This is a genomic window from Gemmiger formicilis (genome assembly GCF_900167555.1).
GTDB lineage: Bacteria > Bacillota > Clostridia > Oscillospirales > Ruminococcaceae > Gemmiger > Gemmiger formicilis.
Genome location: NZ_FUYF01000003.1, coordinates 43,770 through 58,223, shown reverse-complemented (window position 1 = coordinate 58,223; position 14,454 = coordinate 43,770). Strand labels below are relative to the sequence as shown.

Below are 14,454 nucleotides of genomic sequence, written 5' to 3'. Positions count from 1 at the left end.
CCCTCCTATTTATAAAAGAAATTTTTATTCAGCTCCAGCAGGCCGACCATCGCATGCATCGGTCCGCTGGCGGACGTTTTGAATACCCAGTAGTAGAGCAGTGCCAGTGCCTCCCGCAGATAGCATGGCAGCACACTGCGCCACGGCGTTGCAGAGGGCAGCGCCGTGGCTTGGGTGAAGCCCGCCAGGGCGGCGTATTTTCCGGCGCGGTAGCAGTGGAACGCATTGGAAACGTAGACGATGGGCGTTGTCTCATCAAAGCCATGCTCCCGCAGGATGGTCAGTGAGAAGGCAAAGTTTTCCTCGGTGGAGGTCGAGCCGGATTCGGCAAGCACGCGATCCGCAGGCAGTCCTTTGGCAATCAGGTAGTCCCGCATGGCGTCGCCCTCGGGCCGCCATTCGTCGCGGCCCTGCCCGCCGCTGGTGATGACCAGTGTCTCCGGGTGGGCTGCGGCGTAGTCATACGCCTTATTCAGGCGGCATTGCAGGAGCTTGCTGGGCTTATCCTTATGCAGCCCGGCCCCCAGCACGATGATGACCCTTTCGTCCCCCGTGGGCGGGTTCATATAGCCGCTGACCGACACAAAGGCAATCAGCGCCAGATACACCCCGGCCAGAACGGCCAGCACCCAGAAAACGACCCGTCCTGCGCCCGCGGAAAACCACAGGCTGAGCGGGCGGCGGAACACGGCGTACCCGGCCACGCAGACCGTCAGCAGCCAGACCATCAGGTTGCCCATGTTGAAGTTGGACAGAAAAATCAGCGAAACCGAATAGAGGACCAGCACTGCGGCCAGCAGGTCCAGCACAAGAACGCCCACCTTAGCGGGCAATTTCATCATAAACACCGCAGCCCGCCGGGCAGTAGTCAACGCCCAGCGCCTTGCAGACAGTGTCGGCAATCGTGGCGAAGCTGTAGCGGGTGTGCAGGTTGACGCCGGGCTTGACCTCGTCGCCGTAAATCAGGAACGGCACGTGCTCACGGGTGTGGTCGGTGGTCTTGGTGTAGCTGGGGTCGCAGCCGTGATCCGCCGTGACCATCAGGATGTCACCCGGGCGCATTTTTGCCATAAAGCCGGGCAGCCAGTCGTTGAACTCGGCAGCGGCGGCGGCGTAGCCCGCAATGTCGCGGCGGTGGCCGTAGAGCATATCAAAGTCGACGAGGTTGACGAAGGCCAGACCCTCAAAATCGCGGTCCGCTAGCTCCAGCGTGACTTGCAGACCCTCGGTGTTGCCGGAGGTGCGGATGGTCTCGCCGATGCCCTTGCCCGCAAAGATGTCGTGGATCTTGCCGACACCGATGGTCTGCTTGCCTGCGGCCAGGATGGCATCGAGCATCGTGTCGTGCGGCGGGACCAGACTGTAGTCATGGCGGCGCGGTGTGCGGGTGAAGTTGGCGGCGCAGTCGCCCACGAACGGGCGGGCAATGACGCGGCCCACGCCGTATTTGCCGGTCAGCAGCTCCCGCGCCTGTGCGCAGATCTCGTACAGCTTTTCCACAGGGACAATGGCCTCGTTCGCAGCGATCTGGAACACACTGTCGGCGGAGGTGTAGACGATGAGTGCGCCGGTTTTCATGTGCTCCTCGCCGTAGTCGCGGATGACGTCGGTGCCGGAATAGGGCTTGTTGCACAGAACCTTATAGCCGGTTTTGGCGGTGAACGCATCCAGCAGCTCCTGCGGGAAACCGTCCGGGAAGGTGGGCAGCGGTTCGGCACTCAGCAGACCCGCGATTTCCCAGTGGCCGATGGTCGTATCCTTGCCGGCACTGGCCTCACGCAGGCGGGCATAGCTGCCGATGGGGGCGGCTGCGGGGGTGCCGCAGGTCACGCCGTCCAGATTGAACATGCCGAGCCTGGCAAGGTTATCACCCCTGAAATTGGGATGCCCTGCAATGGCCCCCAGTGTGTTGGTGCCGACATCGCCGAAAAGGGGCGCGTCCGGCTCTGCTCCGACGCCGAAGCTGTCGAGCACAATCAGAAATACACGTTTTGCCATGATGCTTCTCCTGTATAGTAAGTGGTAAAGGACTATTCATGGCTTTATTATACCGTAAACACCGCAAAAAGTAAACATGCAATCCATGCTTGCAAATCGGACCCGCCGGGCACAGAAGAACGCCGGTGGCCTGTAAGTCGGGCTGTACCCGGGCTGTGGCAGAATTTGCACGGAACGAGCTGAAATTGTGTAAAAATTAGCGGGCAGAAAGGAAACAATTTTTGTGCGGTTTTTTTCAGACGAAAGCCGTTTTCCTCTTGTCTCCCACGGCGGACTTGTAGTATAATACCGCTGAGGTTTGCTAAAGTATATAAATAGGTAGAAATGTAAAACGGAGGATAAGCTTTATGCGTAAAACCAAGATCGTCTGTACTATGGGTCCGTCCACCGATAAGCCGGGCATTCTGCGCCAGCTGATGGAGAACGGCATGAACGTCGCGCGTTTCAACTTTTCTCATGGCGACTACGAGGAGCACAAGGGCCGCTTTGACAAGGTACGCGCACTGTCCAAGGAGCTGGACCTGCCCATTGCCTGTATGCTGGACACCAAGGGTCCCGAGATTCGTCTGGGTGAGTTCAAGAACGGTGTAGAGAAGCTGACCACCGGCCAGAAGTTCACCCTGACCTCCCGCAGCGTAGAGGGCACGAACGAAATCAGCTCCGTCACTTACAAGGAGCTGCCCCACGACGTCAAGCCCGGTGGCCGGATCATGCTGGACGACGGTCTGATCGAGCTGCGCATTGACGAGGTCGGCGACACCGACATTGTCTGCACGGTCTGCAATGACGGCATCATCAAGACCAAGAAGGGCGTCAACGTCCCCGGCGTGCATCTGTCCATGCCGTATATGAGCCAGCGCGACACGAGCGATATTCTGTTTGGTGTCGAGCAGGGCTTTGACCTGATCTCCGCCAGCTTTGCCCGCAACGCGCAGGACATTATGGATATCCGCCACATCCTGGACGAGCACAACTCCAAGATCCGCATCATCGCGAAGATCGAAAACCAGGAGGGCATCGACAACATCGACGAGATCCTGACCGTGGCCGACGGCATCATGGTTGCCCGCGGCGATATGGGCGTTGAGATCGACTTTGCCGAGATCCCGGCCATCCAGAAGCACCTGATCGACCGCGCCATGAGCGCCGGTAAGATCTGCATTACCGCTACCCAGATGTTGGATTCCATGATCGTCAATCCCCGCCCGACCCGTGCCGAAATCACCGACGTGGCCAACGCCATCTACGACGGCACCGGCGCGGTCATGCTCTCCGGTGAAACCGCCGCGGGCAAGTACCCCGTCGAGGCGCTGAAGGCCATGGCTACGATTGCCGAGACCACCGAGGCAGACTCCAGCTTTGACAGTCTGGTCCACCACTCCGGTACGGACAACAGCCGCCTGAACATCAGCGCTGCCGTCGGCCATGCCGCCTGCACCACCGCTACAGACATCGGCGCTTCCGCCATCATCACGGCTTCCAAGAGCGGTGAGACCGCCCGCCTGTTGAGCCGCTTCCGTCCTGACACCCAAATTATCGCCTGTGTGCTGGATGAAACGACCCGCTGCCAGCTGAACGTCTACCGCGGCGTTACCCCGTTGCTGATGGACTACGCGACCTCCACGGATGAGCTCATCAGTATGTCGGTTGCGAAGGCCAAGAGCGCGGGCCTTGTGCAGGACGGCGACCTCGTCGTCGTCACCGCCGGTGTTCCCGTCGGCATCTCCGGCACCACCAACATGATCAAGGTCCACATGGTCGGCGATTCCCTGCTGGCCGGTGTCGGCATCGGCAGCCACAACGCCAAGGGTGAGGTCTGCGTGTGCCGCAACGCCACCGAGGCCGCCAAGAAGTTCAAACCCGGCCAGATTTTGGTCGTACCCTTTACCACCAACGACACGCTGCCTTTCATGCGTGAGGCTGCCGGTATCATCACCGAGGAGGCTGGTACGAACAGCCATTCCGCCATTGTCGGTCTGACGCTGGATAAGGCCGTTATCGTTGGTGCTACCAATGCCACCCGCACGCTGAAGGACGGCATGACGATTTCCATGGACTGCGCCCGCGGTGTTGTGCAGGCGATGGCGAAGTGAGGCGGACCACGATGGAACGTATCGCGAGCTTCTGTGTTGACCACACCAGGCTGCTGCCGGGTATGTACCTGTCCCGCCAGGATGGTGCTGACGGCGAGATTTTGACCTGGGACATCCGCATGAAGCAGCCCAACAAGGGCAGCTATCTTTCCCCCGCCGCGGCTCACACGCTGGAGCATCTGTTCGCAACCTATGCGCGCAACAGCAAGTACAGCAGGGGTGTTGTCTATGTCGGCCCCATGGGCTGTTTGACCGGCTTTTACCTGCTGACCACCGGCCTGACGCCCGCCGAGGCGCTTGACCTGACCCGCAGCGCCTTTGCCTGGATGGCGGAGTACGAGGGAGAGATTCCCGGCGCATCCGCCGTCGAGTGCGGCAACTACCTGATGATGGACCCCATTGCCGCCCGCGCCGAGGCCGCCGCCATGCTGCCCGTGCTGGAGGGGCTGGATGCGGAAAAGCTGCACTATTGATTGGTAGTTCATAAAAAATGTCCGCTGCGGTAAAAATTGCAGCGGACATTTTTTGTAGGGGCGGATGCAAGCATCGACCCCGACACGTAGAAAATTTAGTTATATCATAAGAAAATTGCAATTTCCGCAGGGGGGCATTCTATATGCGCCCCCTGCCACACAAAAACTGCCGCCCGTTTTCTATATCGCGGGCGGCGGTTGCTTTTTATGTAGGGATTTTAACTCAGATCAGCGCGGCGGTGATCAGGGCCATCTTGTAGACCTCCTCGGCATTGCAGCCGCGGGACAGGTCGTTGATGGGGGCGTTCAGGCCCTGGAGAATGGGGCCGTAGGCTTCAAAGCCGCCCAAGCGCTGGGCGATCTTGTAGCCGATGTTGCCGGCGTTGATGTTGGGGAAGATGAAGGTGTTGGCATAGCCGGCGACCTTGGAGCCGGGGGCCTTCAGCTGGCCGACCTCGGGAGCAACGGCAGCGTCAAACTGCAGCTCACCGTCGACCTTCAGCTCAGGGTGAGCCTCCTGAACGCGGGCGGTAGCGTTGCGCATCTTGTCGACGGTCTCGCCCTTGCCGGAACCCTTGGTGGAGTAGGACAGCAGTGCAACACGGGGGTCGATGCCGAAAATTTCTGCGGTGTGAGCGGTCTCGACGGTGGACTCGACGATTTCGTCCTCGGAGGGATCGATGTTGATGGCACAGTCGCCCATGGCGATGCTCTCCTCGCCGCGGGTCAGGATGAAGCAGGAGCTGACAGACTTGATGCCGGGCTTGCACTTGATCAGCTGCAGAGCCGGGCGGACGGTGTCAGCGGTGGAGTAGGTTGCGCCGCCCAGCAGGCAGTCAGCCTTGCCCTGCTTGACCAACATGGTGCCGAAGTAATTGCCCTTGGACAGAGCGGCACGGCACTGCTCATCGGTCATCTTGCCCTTGCGCAGCTCGACCATCTTGGCGACCATCTCATCAAAGCCCTCGTAGTTGGCAGGGTCGATGATCTCGGCACCGGTGATGTCAAAGCTGCCGTCAGCAGCGGCCTTCTTGACGGCTTCGACCTCGCCCAGCAGGATGACCTTCAGGGTCTTGCCTGCCAGCAGACGGCTTGCAGCGGACAGAATACGGGCGTCGGTACCCTCGGTAAAGACGATGGACTTCGGCTCAGCCTGCAGCTTCTTCTCAAAATTTTCGAAAATGGACATAGTCTGACACTCCTCCAGTATTTATGCAGCACATAGCTGCTTAGCACTTACACTGCTATTATAGCACCCATTTTGCGCTTTGCAAAGAAAACGTGCGAAATGGCAGAAATCTGTGCAATATATGTGCGAATAGAGAAGGCAAGGCAATATATTTCATAAAGTTAATAAAATATCAAGCGTAGTTTGTGGATTATTTATCAAATTTGCCTGCGTACACAAAGCCGTAGCTTTTGTAAAATGTCTCAATATCCGCACGGCTGCGCACGACAACGGCGTTCAGCAGATGACCGTCCGCTTTGCTGCGAAAGCCGATGACCGTCTCTCCGGTGCAGGTACTGCTTTCCAGCGCAATATCCGTCTCCCGCATGCCGTCAGGCGGCGTCAGCAGAGCGGCAGACTTTTTGTGCCCGGAGAACAGCGCGGTAAAAAATGACACGGCGGGACACCTCCCCTGCCTGGTTCAGCGCGTAAAATAAACAGCCAGCGCCAGCTGGGCCGCAAGGATCAGCGGTATGCCCACTACAAAATACCAGTGGCGCGTCTTGTGATGGAACACGTACATACCGGCCCACGCACCGGCACTGCCGCCCAGCAGAGCCGCGCCAAACAGGATCTTCTCCGGCACGCGCCACTGCCGTGTGCGGGCGCGATGCTTGTCCAGCCCCATCAGGCAGAAGCCGATGACATTCATAATAAGGATGTAAATCATTGCAGTATTCATATCTGTATTATACCGTGTGCGGGCGCAAAAGGCAAGCGCGGCGGGGCGTTTGAGACACTGACCACAGTGCTTTGCGGCGGGTTCGAAAAATAAAACGCCCCCGCCAAACGGCGAGGGCAGTCGGATTCAAATATCCTTGCGGGCGGCCACGCTGCTGCGCACCAAGGCACGCCTTAAGCGGGCCTCGGCAAGCTGCATGTCGCGCTTGTCCAGATTCTTCTGGGCCAGCAACACTTCGGCACGGGCCTTGCTGCGGGCGGCGCGCTCGGCATCAATGGCATCGGCCCATTCAAAGGTCGTTGCCAGCAGATGGCACTCGCCGCCAAGCATACTCAGCATACCGCCCATACAGGCTGCGCGGCGGACCGTGCCGTCCTCCAGCTTAATATGAGCCTCGCCCATGCCCAGCGCCGTGCAGATGTCGATATGCCGCGCCAGCAGCTGAAGCTGGCCGTTGATGGTTCGGCAGGATACCGACGTGACCGCGCCATCAAACGCAACGCCGTCCGGCGTCATGATCTTGAGCGGGAAAGTTGCCATACTCCCACCGCCTTACTGCTGCTTGGCCTTGGCCAGGACATCATCAATCGTACCGGCGAACAGGAAACAGCTCTCGGGGATGCTGTCGCACTCGCCGTTCAAAATCATCTTGAAGCCACGCAGGGTCTCCTTCAGCGGCACATACTGGCCGGGCATACCGGTGAACTGCTCCGCAACATGGAAGGACTGGGACAGGAAGCGCTGCACCTTGCGGGCCCGGGCCACCGTGATCTTGTCTTCCTCGGACAGCTCGTCCATACCCATGATGGCAATAATGTCCTGCAGCTCCTTGTAGCGCTGCAGCACCTGCTGCACGGCGCGGGCGACCTCGTAGTGCTCCTGGCCGACAACTTCGGGCGAGAGGATACGGGAGGTGGAGTCCAGCGGGTCGACAGCCGGATAAATGCCCTGGGAGGCGATGTCACGGCTCAGAACCGTGGTGGCGTCCAGGTGGGTGAAGGTCGTGGCGGGCGCGGGGTCGGTCAGGTCGTCCGCGGGCACATAGACGGCCTGCACCGACGTGATCGAGCCCTTGCGGGTGGAGGTAATACGCTCCTGCAGGGCGCCCATCTCGGTGGCCAGCGTGGGCTGGTAGCCGACGGCAGAGGGCATACGGCCCAGCAGCGCCGAAACCTCGGAACCGGCCTGGGTGAAGCGGAAGATATTGTCGATGAAGAGCAGCACGTCCTGGTGCTTGACGTCGCGGAAGTATTCCGCCATCGTCAAGCCGGACAGAGCGACGCGCATACGGGCTCCCGGCGGCTCGTTCATCTGGCCGTAGACCAACGCTGTCTTGTTCAGAACGCCGCTCTCGCGCATTTCACCGTACAGGTCGTTGCCCTCGCGGGTGCGCTCACCGACGCCGGTAAAGACGGAATAGCCGTTGTGGGCCGTGGCGATGTTATAAATCAGTTCCTGAATCAGAACGGTCTTGCCGACACCGGCACCGCCGAACAGACCGATCTTGCCGCCCTTGGCGTAGGGGCAGATCAGGTCAACGACCTTGATGCCGGTCTCGAGAATTTCCGTGGCGGACTCCTGCTCGTCAAAGGCAGGAGCCGGACGGTGGATGGGCCAGCGCTCGATGTTCTCCGGCGCGGGCTGCTCGTCGACGGGCTCGCCCAGCAGGTTGAACACGCGGCCCAGGCACTCGTCACCAACGGGCACCTTGATCGGTTCGCCGGTATCCACGGCATCCGTACCGCGGACAAGGCCGTCGGTGGCCGCCATGGCAATGCAGCGCACGACATTATCGCCAATGTGCTGGGCAACCTCAACGATCAGCTTTTTGCCGTTGTTTTCCAGTTCAACGGCGTTCAGAAGGGCGGGCAGTTCACCGTCCCTGAATCGGATGTCAAGTACAGGTCCCATGACCTGTACGACCTTTCCGATGTGTTTTTCTGGCATAGCACACACTCCTTTAGTGGGCTTTTTCTTTAAGGCAATACCGCGTAATTCTAAGTGCCGATACGGCGAGCGAGGTGCGGCAGCTGCTAAGCCAAAAGCGCAGATAATACTTTGTGTATTATCGAGCATTTTGGCAACGCAGATGCCGTGCCGCAGCCGCCGGAGCGGTGCTTAAGCCGTAAGGCGGGAATTATGCGGTGTTGCCTTAAGACTCCGCATCGGCACCGGCCACAATCTCGGTGATTTCCTGGGTGATAGCGGCCTGACGCGCACGGTTGTAGTACAGGTTCAGATGGTCGATCATCTCGCCTGCGTTCTTGGTGGCGGCGTCCATCGCCATACGGCGCGCGCCCTGCTCACTGGCAACGCTCTCGCACAGGGCACCGTAGACGACGCCCGCGAGATACTCGGGGATAATGGCGTCAAAGACGGTCTTTCCGTCCGGCTCATACATCATCAGGCTTTCGCGCTCGTGGCCCGGCTCGGGGCGCTGAGCGTCAAAGGGCAGGACCGGCAGCACGGTGGCCGTCTGGGTCAGCATAGAGACAAATTGCGTAAAACCAAGGCGGATCTCGTCAAACTCCCCTGCCAGGAATTTCTGGCAGACGAGGCGGGAAATCTCAAAGCAATCGCTGACAGACAAATCCCCTGCCTCCGCGAAGGCGGTGGTCAGGATGGCTGCCTTGCGGCGCTCAAAGTGCTCGACGGCCTTTTTGCCGATGGGCAGTACGCAATATTCCGCGCCCTCGGCGTCCGCCTCGATGGCCTTGAGGATATTGGAGTTGTAGCCGCCCGCCAGACCGCGGTCACCCGCGATAACGATATACAGGCGGCGGTTCGTATCCCGCCTGGCGAGATACGGGCTGTCGAACCCCGAGTCCGCGCTGACAATGTCATACAGCGTGCTGTACAGCGTCTCAAAATATGGGCGGCTGCCCTCGACGCGCTCCTTGGCACGGCGCAGCTTGCTGGATGCCACAAGCTCCATGGCCTTGGTGATCTGCATGGTGCTTTCGACGCTTCGGATACGCAGCTTGATTTCCTTCATGGAACCGGCCATCGGCGGCACCTCCTTTGCAGTTTATTTTTCTTTGAGGAATTGGGCTGTGAAGTCAGCCAGCACCTGCTTGAGCTGCTCCTCGGTTTCGGGCTTCAGATCGCCCGTCGTGCGGATGGTCTCCATCACGCCCGCGGCGGTGACGTTCTCGTCCAGGTACTCATACAGGCGGCGCTCATACTCTGCAATATCGGCAACGGCCACATCCTTCAGGTAGCTGTGAATGGTCGCGTACAGGATGGCAACCTGCTTTTCGACGGCGACAGGGCTGTTCCGGTCCTGCTTGAGCACCTCGACGATGCGCTCACCTTGGGCCAGACGGGACTTGGTGTCGGCGTCCAGGTCAGAGCCGAACTGGGCGAAGCCCTGCAGCTCACGATACTGAGAGTAAATCAGCTTCAGCGTACCGGCGACCTTTTTCATGGCCTTGATCTGGGCGTTGCCGCCGACACGGGAAACCGAGATGCCGGGGTTGACGGCGGGGCGGATGCCCGCGTGGAACAGCTCTGTCTCAAGGAAGATCTGACCGTCAGTAATGGAAATGACGTTCGTCGGGATATAGGCGGAAACGTCGCCCGCCTGCGTCTCGATGATGGGCAGTGCGGTCAGCGAGCCGCCGCCCTTGGCGTCACTCAGCTTGGCTGCGCGTTCCAGCAGGCGGCTGTGCAGGTAGAAAACGTCGCCGGGGTAAGCCTCGCGTCCCGGGGGACGGCGAATCAGCAGCGAGAGCGCACGGTACGCGACAGCGTGCTTGGACAGGTCATCGTAGATGATCAGGACGTGCTTGCCCTTGTTCATGAAGTATTCACCCATGGCGCAGCCTGCGTAGGGGGCGATATACTGCAAAGGCGACAGCTCGGACGCGGTGGCGCAGACGACGGTTGTGTACGCCATAGCGCCGTTTTTCTCGAGATTCTCGACCAGGGTTGCCACGGTAGAGCGCTTCTGACCGATGGCAACATAGATGCACAGAACGTCCTTGCCCTTCTGGTTGATGATGGTATCGGTGGCAATGACGGTCTTGCCGGTCTGGCGGTCACCGATGATAAGCTCACGCTGGCCGCGGCCAATCGGGATCATCGAGTCGATGGCCTTAATGCCGGTCTGCAAAGGCTGCTTGACGGGCTGACGGTCCAGGATGCCGGGTGCCGGGGATTCAATGGCGCGGTAGTCGGCAGCCTCGATGGGGCCCTTGCCGTCAATGGGCTGGCCCAGCGCGTTGACCACGCGGCCAATCATACCCTCGCCCACCGGCACGGAAACGACCTTGCCGGTGCGCTTGATGGTACTGCCCTCCTTGATGCCTTCATCATCACCAAGCAGGACGATGGAGACACTGTTTTCTTCCAGGTTCTGCGCCATGCCGTAGGTGCCGCTCTCAAACTGGACCAGTTCACCGGCCATACAGTTGTCAAGCCCCGCGGCGCGCGCAATACCGTCGCCCACCATCGTTACCGTTCCGGTCTCGGTCTGCTCAATGGCATTCTCGTAGTACTTGATTTGGGAACGGATGATGCGGGAAATCTGTTCGGGTTTCAGTTGCACTGTTTGGTTCACCACACAATCTATAGAATGGGTGCGATTTTACTTAAAGGACTGCACCGTCGATTTCTGTACGCAGGCGCTCCAGATGACGCTGCACGGTGCCGTCCAGGCGTGTGCCGTCCATGTCAAGCCGCAGACCGCCTAAAACGGCGGGGTCCACAGTCTCAGTCAGGACGATGTTTTTGCCTGTCATTTTCTGCAATTTTGCCAGTAACTTTTCGCGGCTGGGCGCGGTCAGCGCAATGGCCGATACTGCCGTGACCTCAAGGATATTGTGGTCAACATTGTAGCGGTCCTGATACGCGCGCAGACAGCCCGGCAGCTCGCCCAGCAGATCCTCCCCGCACAGCAGCTTGAGGAAGTTGACGAGGTAGGGATGGGCTCCCTCGAACGCCTTGTCCAGCAGGGCGCAGCGCTCCTTTTTGGGAACGCTGGGCGTCGAGAGCAGACGCAGGTACTGCGGCTCGGCTTCGATGCTGTTTACCGCGGTGCGCAGCTGCTGCAAAAGCTCGTCGGTCAGATTTTCCTCTGCCGCCAGCTCATACAGGCTGCCGCCGTAGCGCTTTGCAAGCTCGGTCATGAGGCATCCCCCACATTCCTGATAAACTCATCGATCAGGGCCTGATGGTCAGACTCGTTGATCTCGCGCTCCACGACCTTACCGGCAATTTCGACAGCCATGCCGCCGATCTCGTTTTTCAGGTCGTTGACAGCCTTCTTGCGTTCCTGGGCAATGTCTGCCTCCGCCGCAGCGCGGATGGACGCCGCCTCGGCCCTGGCCTCGCCGACGATCTCCTCCTCGCGCTTCTGGGCGCGGGCGGTTGCCTCGCGCAGCATGGCGTCGCGTTCATCCTTGATGCTCTGCAGGTGGTCGGCGTACTCCTTCTCGAGATCCGCAGCCTTCTGTTTGGCGGCATCCGCGTCGGCATACATCGTATCGATCTCCTGCTGGCGGTCATCGATCATCTTCTTCACAGGCTTGAAAAGGAACTTTTTCAGCACTGCAAAGGTGATGAGCATATTGCAGAAGGTAAACAGCGCAGTCCACGGGTTGACGCCTACAAAACTTTCAAAGCCCGTCATGAGCTATTCCTCCAATTCAGCAGTTTAATCAGAACACAAAGAGCAGCAGCAGCGCGATGACCAGCGAGTAAATACCGGTGGACTCGGTGATGGCGCAGCCCAGGATCATGTTGGTACGCAGGTCGTTGGCCATCTCCGGCTGGCGGGCCATGCCCTCCAGTGCCTTGCCGACGGCGTTACCTTCACCGACAGCCGGGCCGATGGCGCCAAAGCCCATTGCGATACCAGCGCCGATTGCGCAGGCAGCTTTTACGATTGCAGCTTCCATAGAAATATCCTCCTAAATAATAAATACGGATTCAGGCTTCCTCCGGGGGCGGGCAGGCATTGCCCACGTACACCATTGTCAACAGGCTGAAAACAAGGGCTTGTACGCCGCCGGAGAAAATATCGAAATACAGGCTCAGGATTCCGGGGACACCGACCTCCAGATACGGTACGCCTGTCAGCCCCAAAAGGGAGAGTGCGCCGGTCACGGCGAAAACGATGCCGAAGATCTTGCGCACCAGCTTTTTCGTCTTGACGCCGCTGTACAACAGCGCCGCGCCGACTGTCAGAACGAGAACTCCCACAATGACGCTCTTGCCGACCAGCCCCAGCACCGCCGCAGAAACGGTCGCCAGTGCCGAGTAGACAAGGCTTGTCAGAACGCTTCCGCCTGCAATGTTGCCGAAGTGACGGAAGGCCATCGAGATCGGCTGTGCGATCTCGGAAACAAGGTTCATTGGGGTCATGACAACGATTGGCTCGGTGAAACCCTTCAGCCAGCCGCCGACACCGTTGCGCTTGATGGAGCAGCCCCAGCAGATAAAGCTTGTCATCAGCGCCCAAGTCACCGTCGTGGACAGATCAGCCGTCGACGAGCGGAAGATGCCCGTCATGCCGATGAACGAACCGCAGATGGAACTGAGGAACAGCGCGCCGATGTAGGGTGTCCAATAACTGTTGTGCTTGCCCATCGTGCTTTCGACCATGTCATAGAGCATCGTCACGCCTTTTTCGACGAGCACCTGACGGCGGCTTGGCCGCTTTTGCAGGTTACTGCCCAGCACGACCGCCGCTATGCAAAGCAGCAGCATGACAACAAACGACGAGACCGTCGTCTGTGTGATGCCGATGCCGCCGAACAACGGGATGGTAAAGTAGATTTTCGGACCATTCATGGGGTGGAATCACCGTCCTTTGTCTTTTGTGCCGCCTGGGAATCCGGGCGGAAAAAGTCGATGAGCTTGATGCAGATCTGCGCAAAGAGCAGCGGCAGGATGGCTGCCAGCGGGTCACACAAATCTGCACGAAACAGCAGGATATAAATGATGACCAGAATGACCGGGCGGACGACGCTCGACGTCTGAATCTCCAGCTGCGCCTTCTGCGGGTTGCCGCCGTTGGCGGCACGATTCATGGCGTTGGAGACTGTGATGCTCAGCGAGAGGAAGTTCCCCATCGCCATCACAAAGCCAATCAGAGCGCCGAGAAGCACAGCGTTGGTAAAGTGCCCGGTCAGCGCATAGACCGCCAGCATAGCGGCAATGCAGAGCGCCACGGCCACAGCCAGGCGGCTTGCCTGCTGCAATACATCACGATGCTTTTGCAAGGGTGGACTCCCCTTTCTAATGTTGGTCAAAGGATATAGGAGATGTTTTTTCGCCGTCTTTTTTGGCGGGGCGGCCCTGCCGGTCCAGCGCCTGCAGTGAGCAGCGCAGGCAGCTTGCCGCGGCCAGCACCCCGACCACAACGCCGACAGCTACGACCCAGCCGCCCAATGTGAACCGATGCCGCAGCCAGACCGAACCGGCAATGCAGAGCGTCGGCGGTACGACCACCGACAGGCCAAACTGCGTCAGCCATACAAGATGACGTGCCACATCGTAAAGACCCTTCATCGGTGCCTGACCTCCATTATCTGCCTTAATGCTACCAGTATACAACAGTTTGCAGAGTATTTCAACAGTTATTTTTCACGTATGGGGTGTATTTTGTACAGATTTCATACCTTGTTCACAATTGCGGCATCGGTAAATTCTTCCTGCCCCGGCAGGGCCGGTCTTTCCAGAACGTCCAGCGCCAACAGCACCGGGTAAAGGTAGCTGGCCCCGTAGCAGCCGATTTTCTTGGGACCGGTGATGACCTCCCCTGCGGCCTCGAGCAGTGTAATTTTTTCCAGCGCACGTCGAACCGTGGAGACAGTGATCGACTTCCGGCGGCGGTTCACGAAAAGTTCGCCGCCGCGGATCGAATAGGTGAACGGCAGACCCTTGGCGGTGTGGAAGGTCTCGCCCTGGTGCTGCTGCAAAAGCTGCCAGATGGCTTCTATGGTTTTTGTCATGTCACATCACGCCTTCAGTATA

18 protein-coding genes are annotated in these 14,454 nt (G+C 59.2%); 2 read left to right on the top strand and 16 right to left on the bottom strand.

Translation table 11 applies throughout. The annotated features are described in order from the left end of the window. Positions 1-5 precede the first annotated feature (5 nt). Positions 6-842, bottom strand: coding sequence for a YdcF family protein (locus B5D32_RS03400; protein WP_143402664.1), 837 nt, complete (start codon positions 840-842; stop codon positions 6-8). Then, positions 823-1,998: a phosphopentomutase gene (locus B5D32_RS03395; protein ID WP_078783684.1), complete on the bottom strand. Its 1,176-nt coding sequence runs from the start codon at positions 1,996-1,998 to the stop codon at positions 823-825. Before B5D32_RS03395 ends, B5D32_RS03400 begins: the two co-directional genes overlap by 20 nt. Before the next feature lie 347 nt (positions 1,999-2,345). Here B5D32_RS03395 and pyk point away from each other — a divergent pair, with 347 nt between their 5' ends. After that, a complete protein-coding gene (gene pyk, locus B5D32_RS03390) occupies positions 2,346-4,091 on the top strand; it encodes a pyruvate kinase (RefSeq protein WP_078783683.1) in 1,746 nt (581 codons plus the stop codon). A gap of 11 nt (positions 4,092-4,102) precedes the next feature. Beyond that, positions 4,103-4,564 (top strand): S-ribosylhomocysteine lyase, encoded by a 462-nt coding sequence (locus tag B5D32_RS03385; protein WP_078783682.1) that lies wholly within the window; start codon positions 4,103-4,105, stop codon positions 4,562-4,564. 223 nt (positions 4,565-4,787) lie between these two features. Here B5D32_RS03385 and pta read toward each other — a convergent pair whose 3' ends face one another. The 14 genes from pta to B5D32_RS03315 form a co-directional block, all read right to left on the bottom strand. Further along, positions 4,788-5,753, bottom strand: a complete 966-nt coding sequence (pta, locus tag B5D32_RS03380; RefSeq protein WP_078783681.1) for a phosphate acetyltransferase — start codon at positions 5,751-5,753, stop codon at positions 4,788-4,790. A gap of 190 nt (positions 5,754-5,943) precedes the next feature. Then, a complete protein-coding gene (locus B5D32_RS03375) occupies positions 5,944-6,189 on the bottom strand; it encodes a hypothetical protein (RefSeq protein ID WP_078783680.1) in 246 nt (81 codons plus the stop codon). Between the two features lie 24 nt (positions 6,190-6,213). Continuing rightward, on the bottom strand, positions 6,214-6,462 hold the full coding sequence (locus B5D32_RS03370; RefSeq protein WP_242943391.1) for a DUF1294 domain-containing protein: 249 nt from the start codon (positions 6,460-6,462) through the stop codon (positions 6,214-6,216). 138 nt (positions 6,463-6,600) lie between these two features. After that, entirely contained in the window at positions 6,601-7,014 is a 414-nt protein-coding gene (gene atpC / locus B5D32_RS03365) for an ATP synthase F1 subunit epsilon (protein WP_078783678.1), read from the bottom strand. A gap of 12 nt (positions 7,015-7,026) precedes the next feature. Then, on the bottom strand, positions 7,027-8,421 hold the full coding sequence (gene atpD / locus B5D32_RS03360) for a F0F1 ATP synthase subunit beta (protein ID WP_078783677.1): 1,395 nt from the start codon (positions 8,419-8,421) through the stop codon (positions 7,027-7,029). Positions 8,422-8,626: 205 nt separating this feature from the next. Next, positions 8,627-9,481, bottom strand: coding sequence for an ATP synthase F1 subunit gamma (gene atpG, locus B5D32_RS03355; RefSeq protein WP_078783676.1), 855 nt, complete (start codon positions 9,479-9,481; stop codon positions 8,627-8,629). Between the two features lie 21 nt (positions 9,482-9,502). Next, complete coding sequence (gene atpA / locus B5D32_RS03350; RefSeq protein ID WP_078783675.1) at positions 9,503-11,023, bottom strand: F0F1 ATP synthase subunit alpha; 1,521 nt, start codon at positions 11,021-11,023, stop codon at positions 9,503-9,505. A gap of 43 nt (positions 11,024-11,066) precedes the next feature. After that, positions 11,067-11,603, bottom strand: a complete 537-nt coding sequence (gene atpH, locus B5D32_RS03345; protein ID WP_078783674.1) for an ATP synthase F1 subunit delta — start codon at positions 11,601-11,603, stop codon at positions 11,067-11,069. Continuing rightward, positions 11,600-12,106: a F0F1 ATP synthase subunit B gene (gene atpF / locus B5D32_RS03340; RefSeq protein WP_078783673.1), complete on the bottom strand. Its 507-nt coding sequence runs from the start codon at positions 12,104-12,106 to the stop codon at positions 11,600-11,602. The genes atpH and atpF overlap by 4 nt, the downstream gene beginning before the upstream one ends. Before the next feature lie 28 nt (positions 12,107-12,134). Further along, positions 12,135-12,374 (bottom strand): ATP synthase F0 subunit C, encoded by a 240-nt coding sequence (atpE, locus tag B5D32_RS03335; protein WP_078783672.1) that lies wholly within the window; start codon positions 12,372-12,374, stop codon positions 12,135-12,137. A gap of 31 nt (positions 12,375-12,405) precedes the next feature. After that, positions 12,406-13,269, bottom strand: a complete 864-nt coding sequence (locus B5D32_RS03330; RefSeq protein ID WP_078783671.1) for a FoF1 ATP synthase subunit A — start codon at positions 13,267-13,269, stop codon at positions 12,406-12,408. Then, positions 13,266-13,700, bottom strand: coding sequence for an ATP synthase subunit I (locus B5D32_RS03325; RefSeq protein WP_078783670.1), 435 nt, complete (start codon positions 13,698-13,700; stop codon positions 13,266-13,268). The genes B5D32_RS03330 and B5D32_RS03325 overlap by 4 nt, the downstream gene beginning before the upstream one ends. A gap of 16 nt (positions 13,701-13,716) precedes the next feature. Further along, entirely contained in the window at positions 13,717-13,989 is a 273-nt protein-coding gene (locus B5D32_RS03320) for an AtpZ/AtpI family protein (RefSeq protein WP_078783669.1), read from the bottom strand. Positions 13,990-14,093: 104 nt separating this feature from the next. Continuing rightward, a complete protein-coding gene (locus B5D32_RS03315) occupies positions 14,094-14,432 on the bottom strand; it encodes a hypothetical protein (RefSeq protein WP_078783668.1) in 339 nt (112 codons plus the stop codon). Between the last annotated feature and the right edge of the window lie 22 nt (positions 14,433-14,454).

Coding starts and splice junctions, on each gene's coding strand:
- B5D32_RS03385 (WP_078783682.1), top strand. CDS start 4,103: ATGGAACGTATCGCGAGCTTCTGTGTTGACCACACCAGGCTGCTGCCG.
- B5D32_RS03330 (WP_078783671.1), bottom strand. CDS start 13,269: ATGAATGGTCCGAAAATCTACTTTACCATCCCGTTGTTCGGCGGCATC.
- atpE (WP_078783672.1), bottom strand. CDS start 12,374: ATGGAAGCTGCAATCGTAAAAGCTGCCTGCGCAATCGGCGCTGGTATC.
- B5D32_RS03315 (WP_078783668.1), bottom strand. CDS start 14,432: ATGACAAAAACCATAGAAGCCATCTGGCAGCTTTTGCAGCAGCACCAG.
- atpD (WP_078783677.1), bottom strand. CDS start 8,421: ATGCCAGAAAAACACATCGGAAAGGTCGTACAGGTCATGGGACCTGTA.
- B5D32_RS03395 (WP_078783684.1), bottom strand. CDS start 1,998: ATGGCAAAACGTGTATTTCTGATTGTGCTCGACAGCTTCGGCGTCGGA.
- B5D32_RS03370 (WP_242943391.1), bottom strand. CDS start 6,462: ATGATTTACATCCTTATTATGAATGTCATCGGCTTCTGCCTGATGGGG.
- atpF (WP_078783673.1), bottom strand. CDS start 12,106: ATGACGGGCTTTGAAAGTTTTGTAGGCGTCAACCCGTGGACTGCGCTG.
- pta (WP_078783681.1), bottom strand. CDS start 5,753: ATGTCCATTTTCGAAAATTTTGAGAAGAAGCTGCAGGCTGAGCCGAAG.
- atpC (WP_078783678.1), bottom strand. CDS start 7,014: ATGGCAACTTTCCCGCTCAAGATCATGACGCCGGACGGCGTTGCGTTT.
- pyk (WP_078783683.1), top strand. CDS start 2,346: ATGCGTAAAACCAAGATCGTCTGTACTATGGGTCCGTCCACCGATAAG.
- atpH (WP_078783674.1), bottom strand. CDS start 11,603: ATGACCGAGCTTGCAAAGCGCTACGGCGGCAGCCTGTATGAGCTGGCG.
- atpG (WP_078783676.1), bottom strand. CDS start 9,481: ATGGCCGGTTCCATGAAGGAAATCAAGCTGCGTATCCGAAGCGTCGAA.
- B5D32_RS03320 (WP_078783669.1), bottom strand. CDS start 13,989: ATGAAGGGTCTTTACGATGTGGCACGTCATCTTGTATGGCTGACGCAG.
- B5D32_RS03400 (WP_143402664.1), bottom strand. CDS start 842: ATGATGAAATTGCCCGCTAAGGTGGGCGTTCTTGTGCTGGACCTGCTG.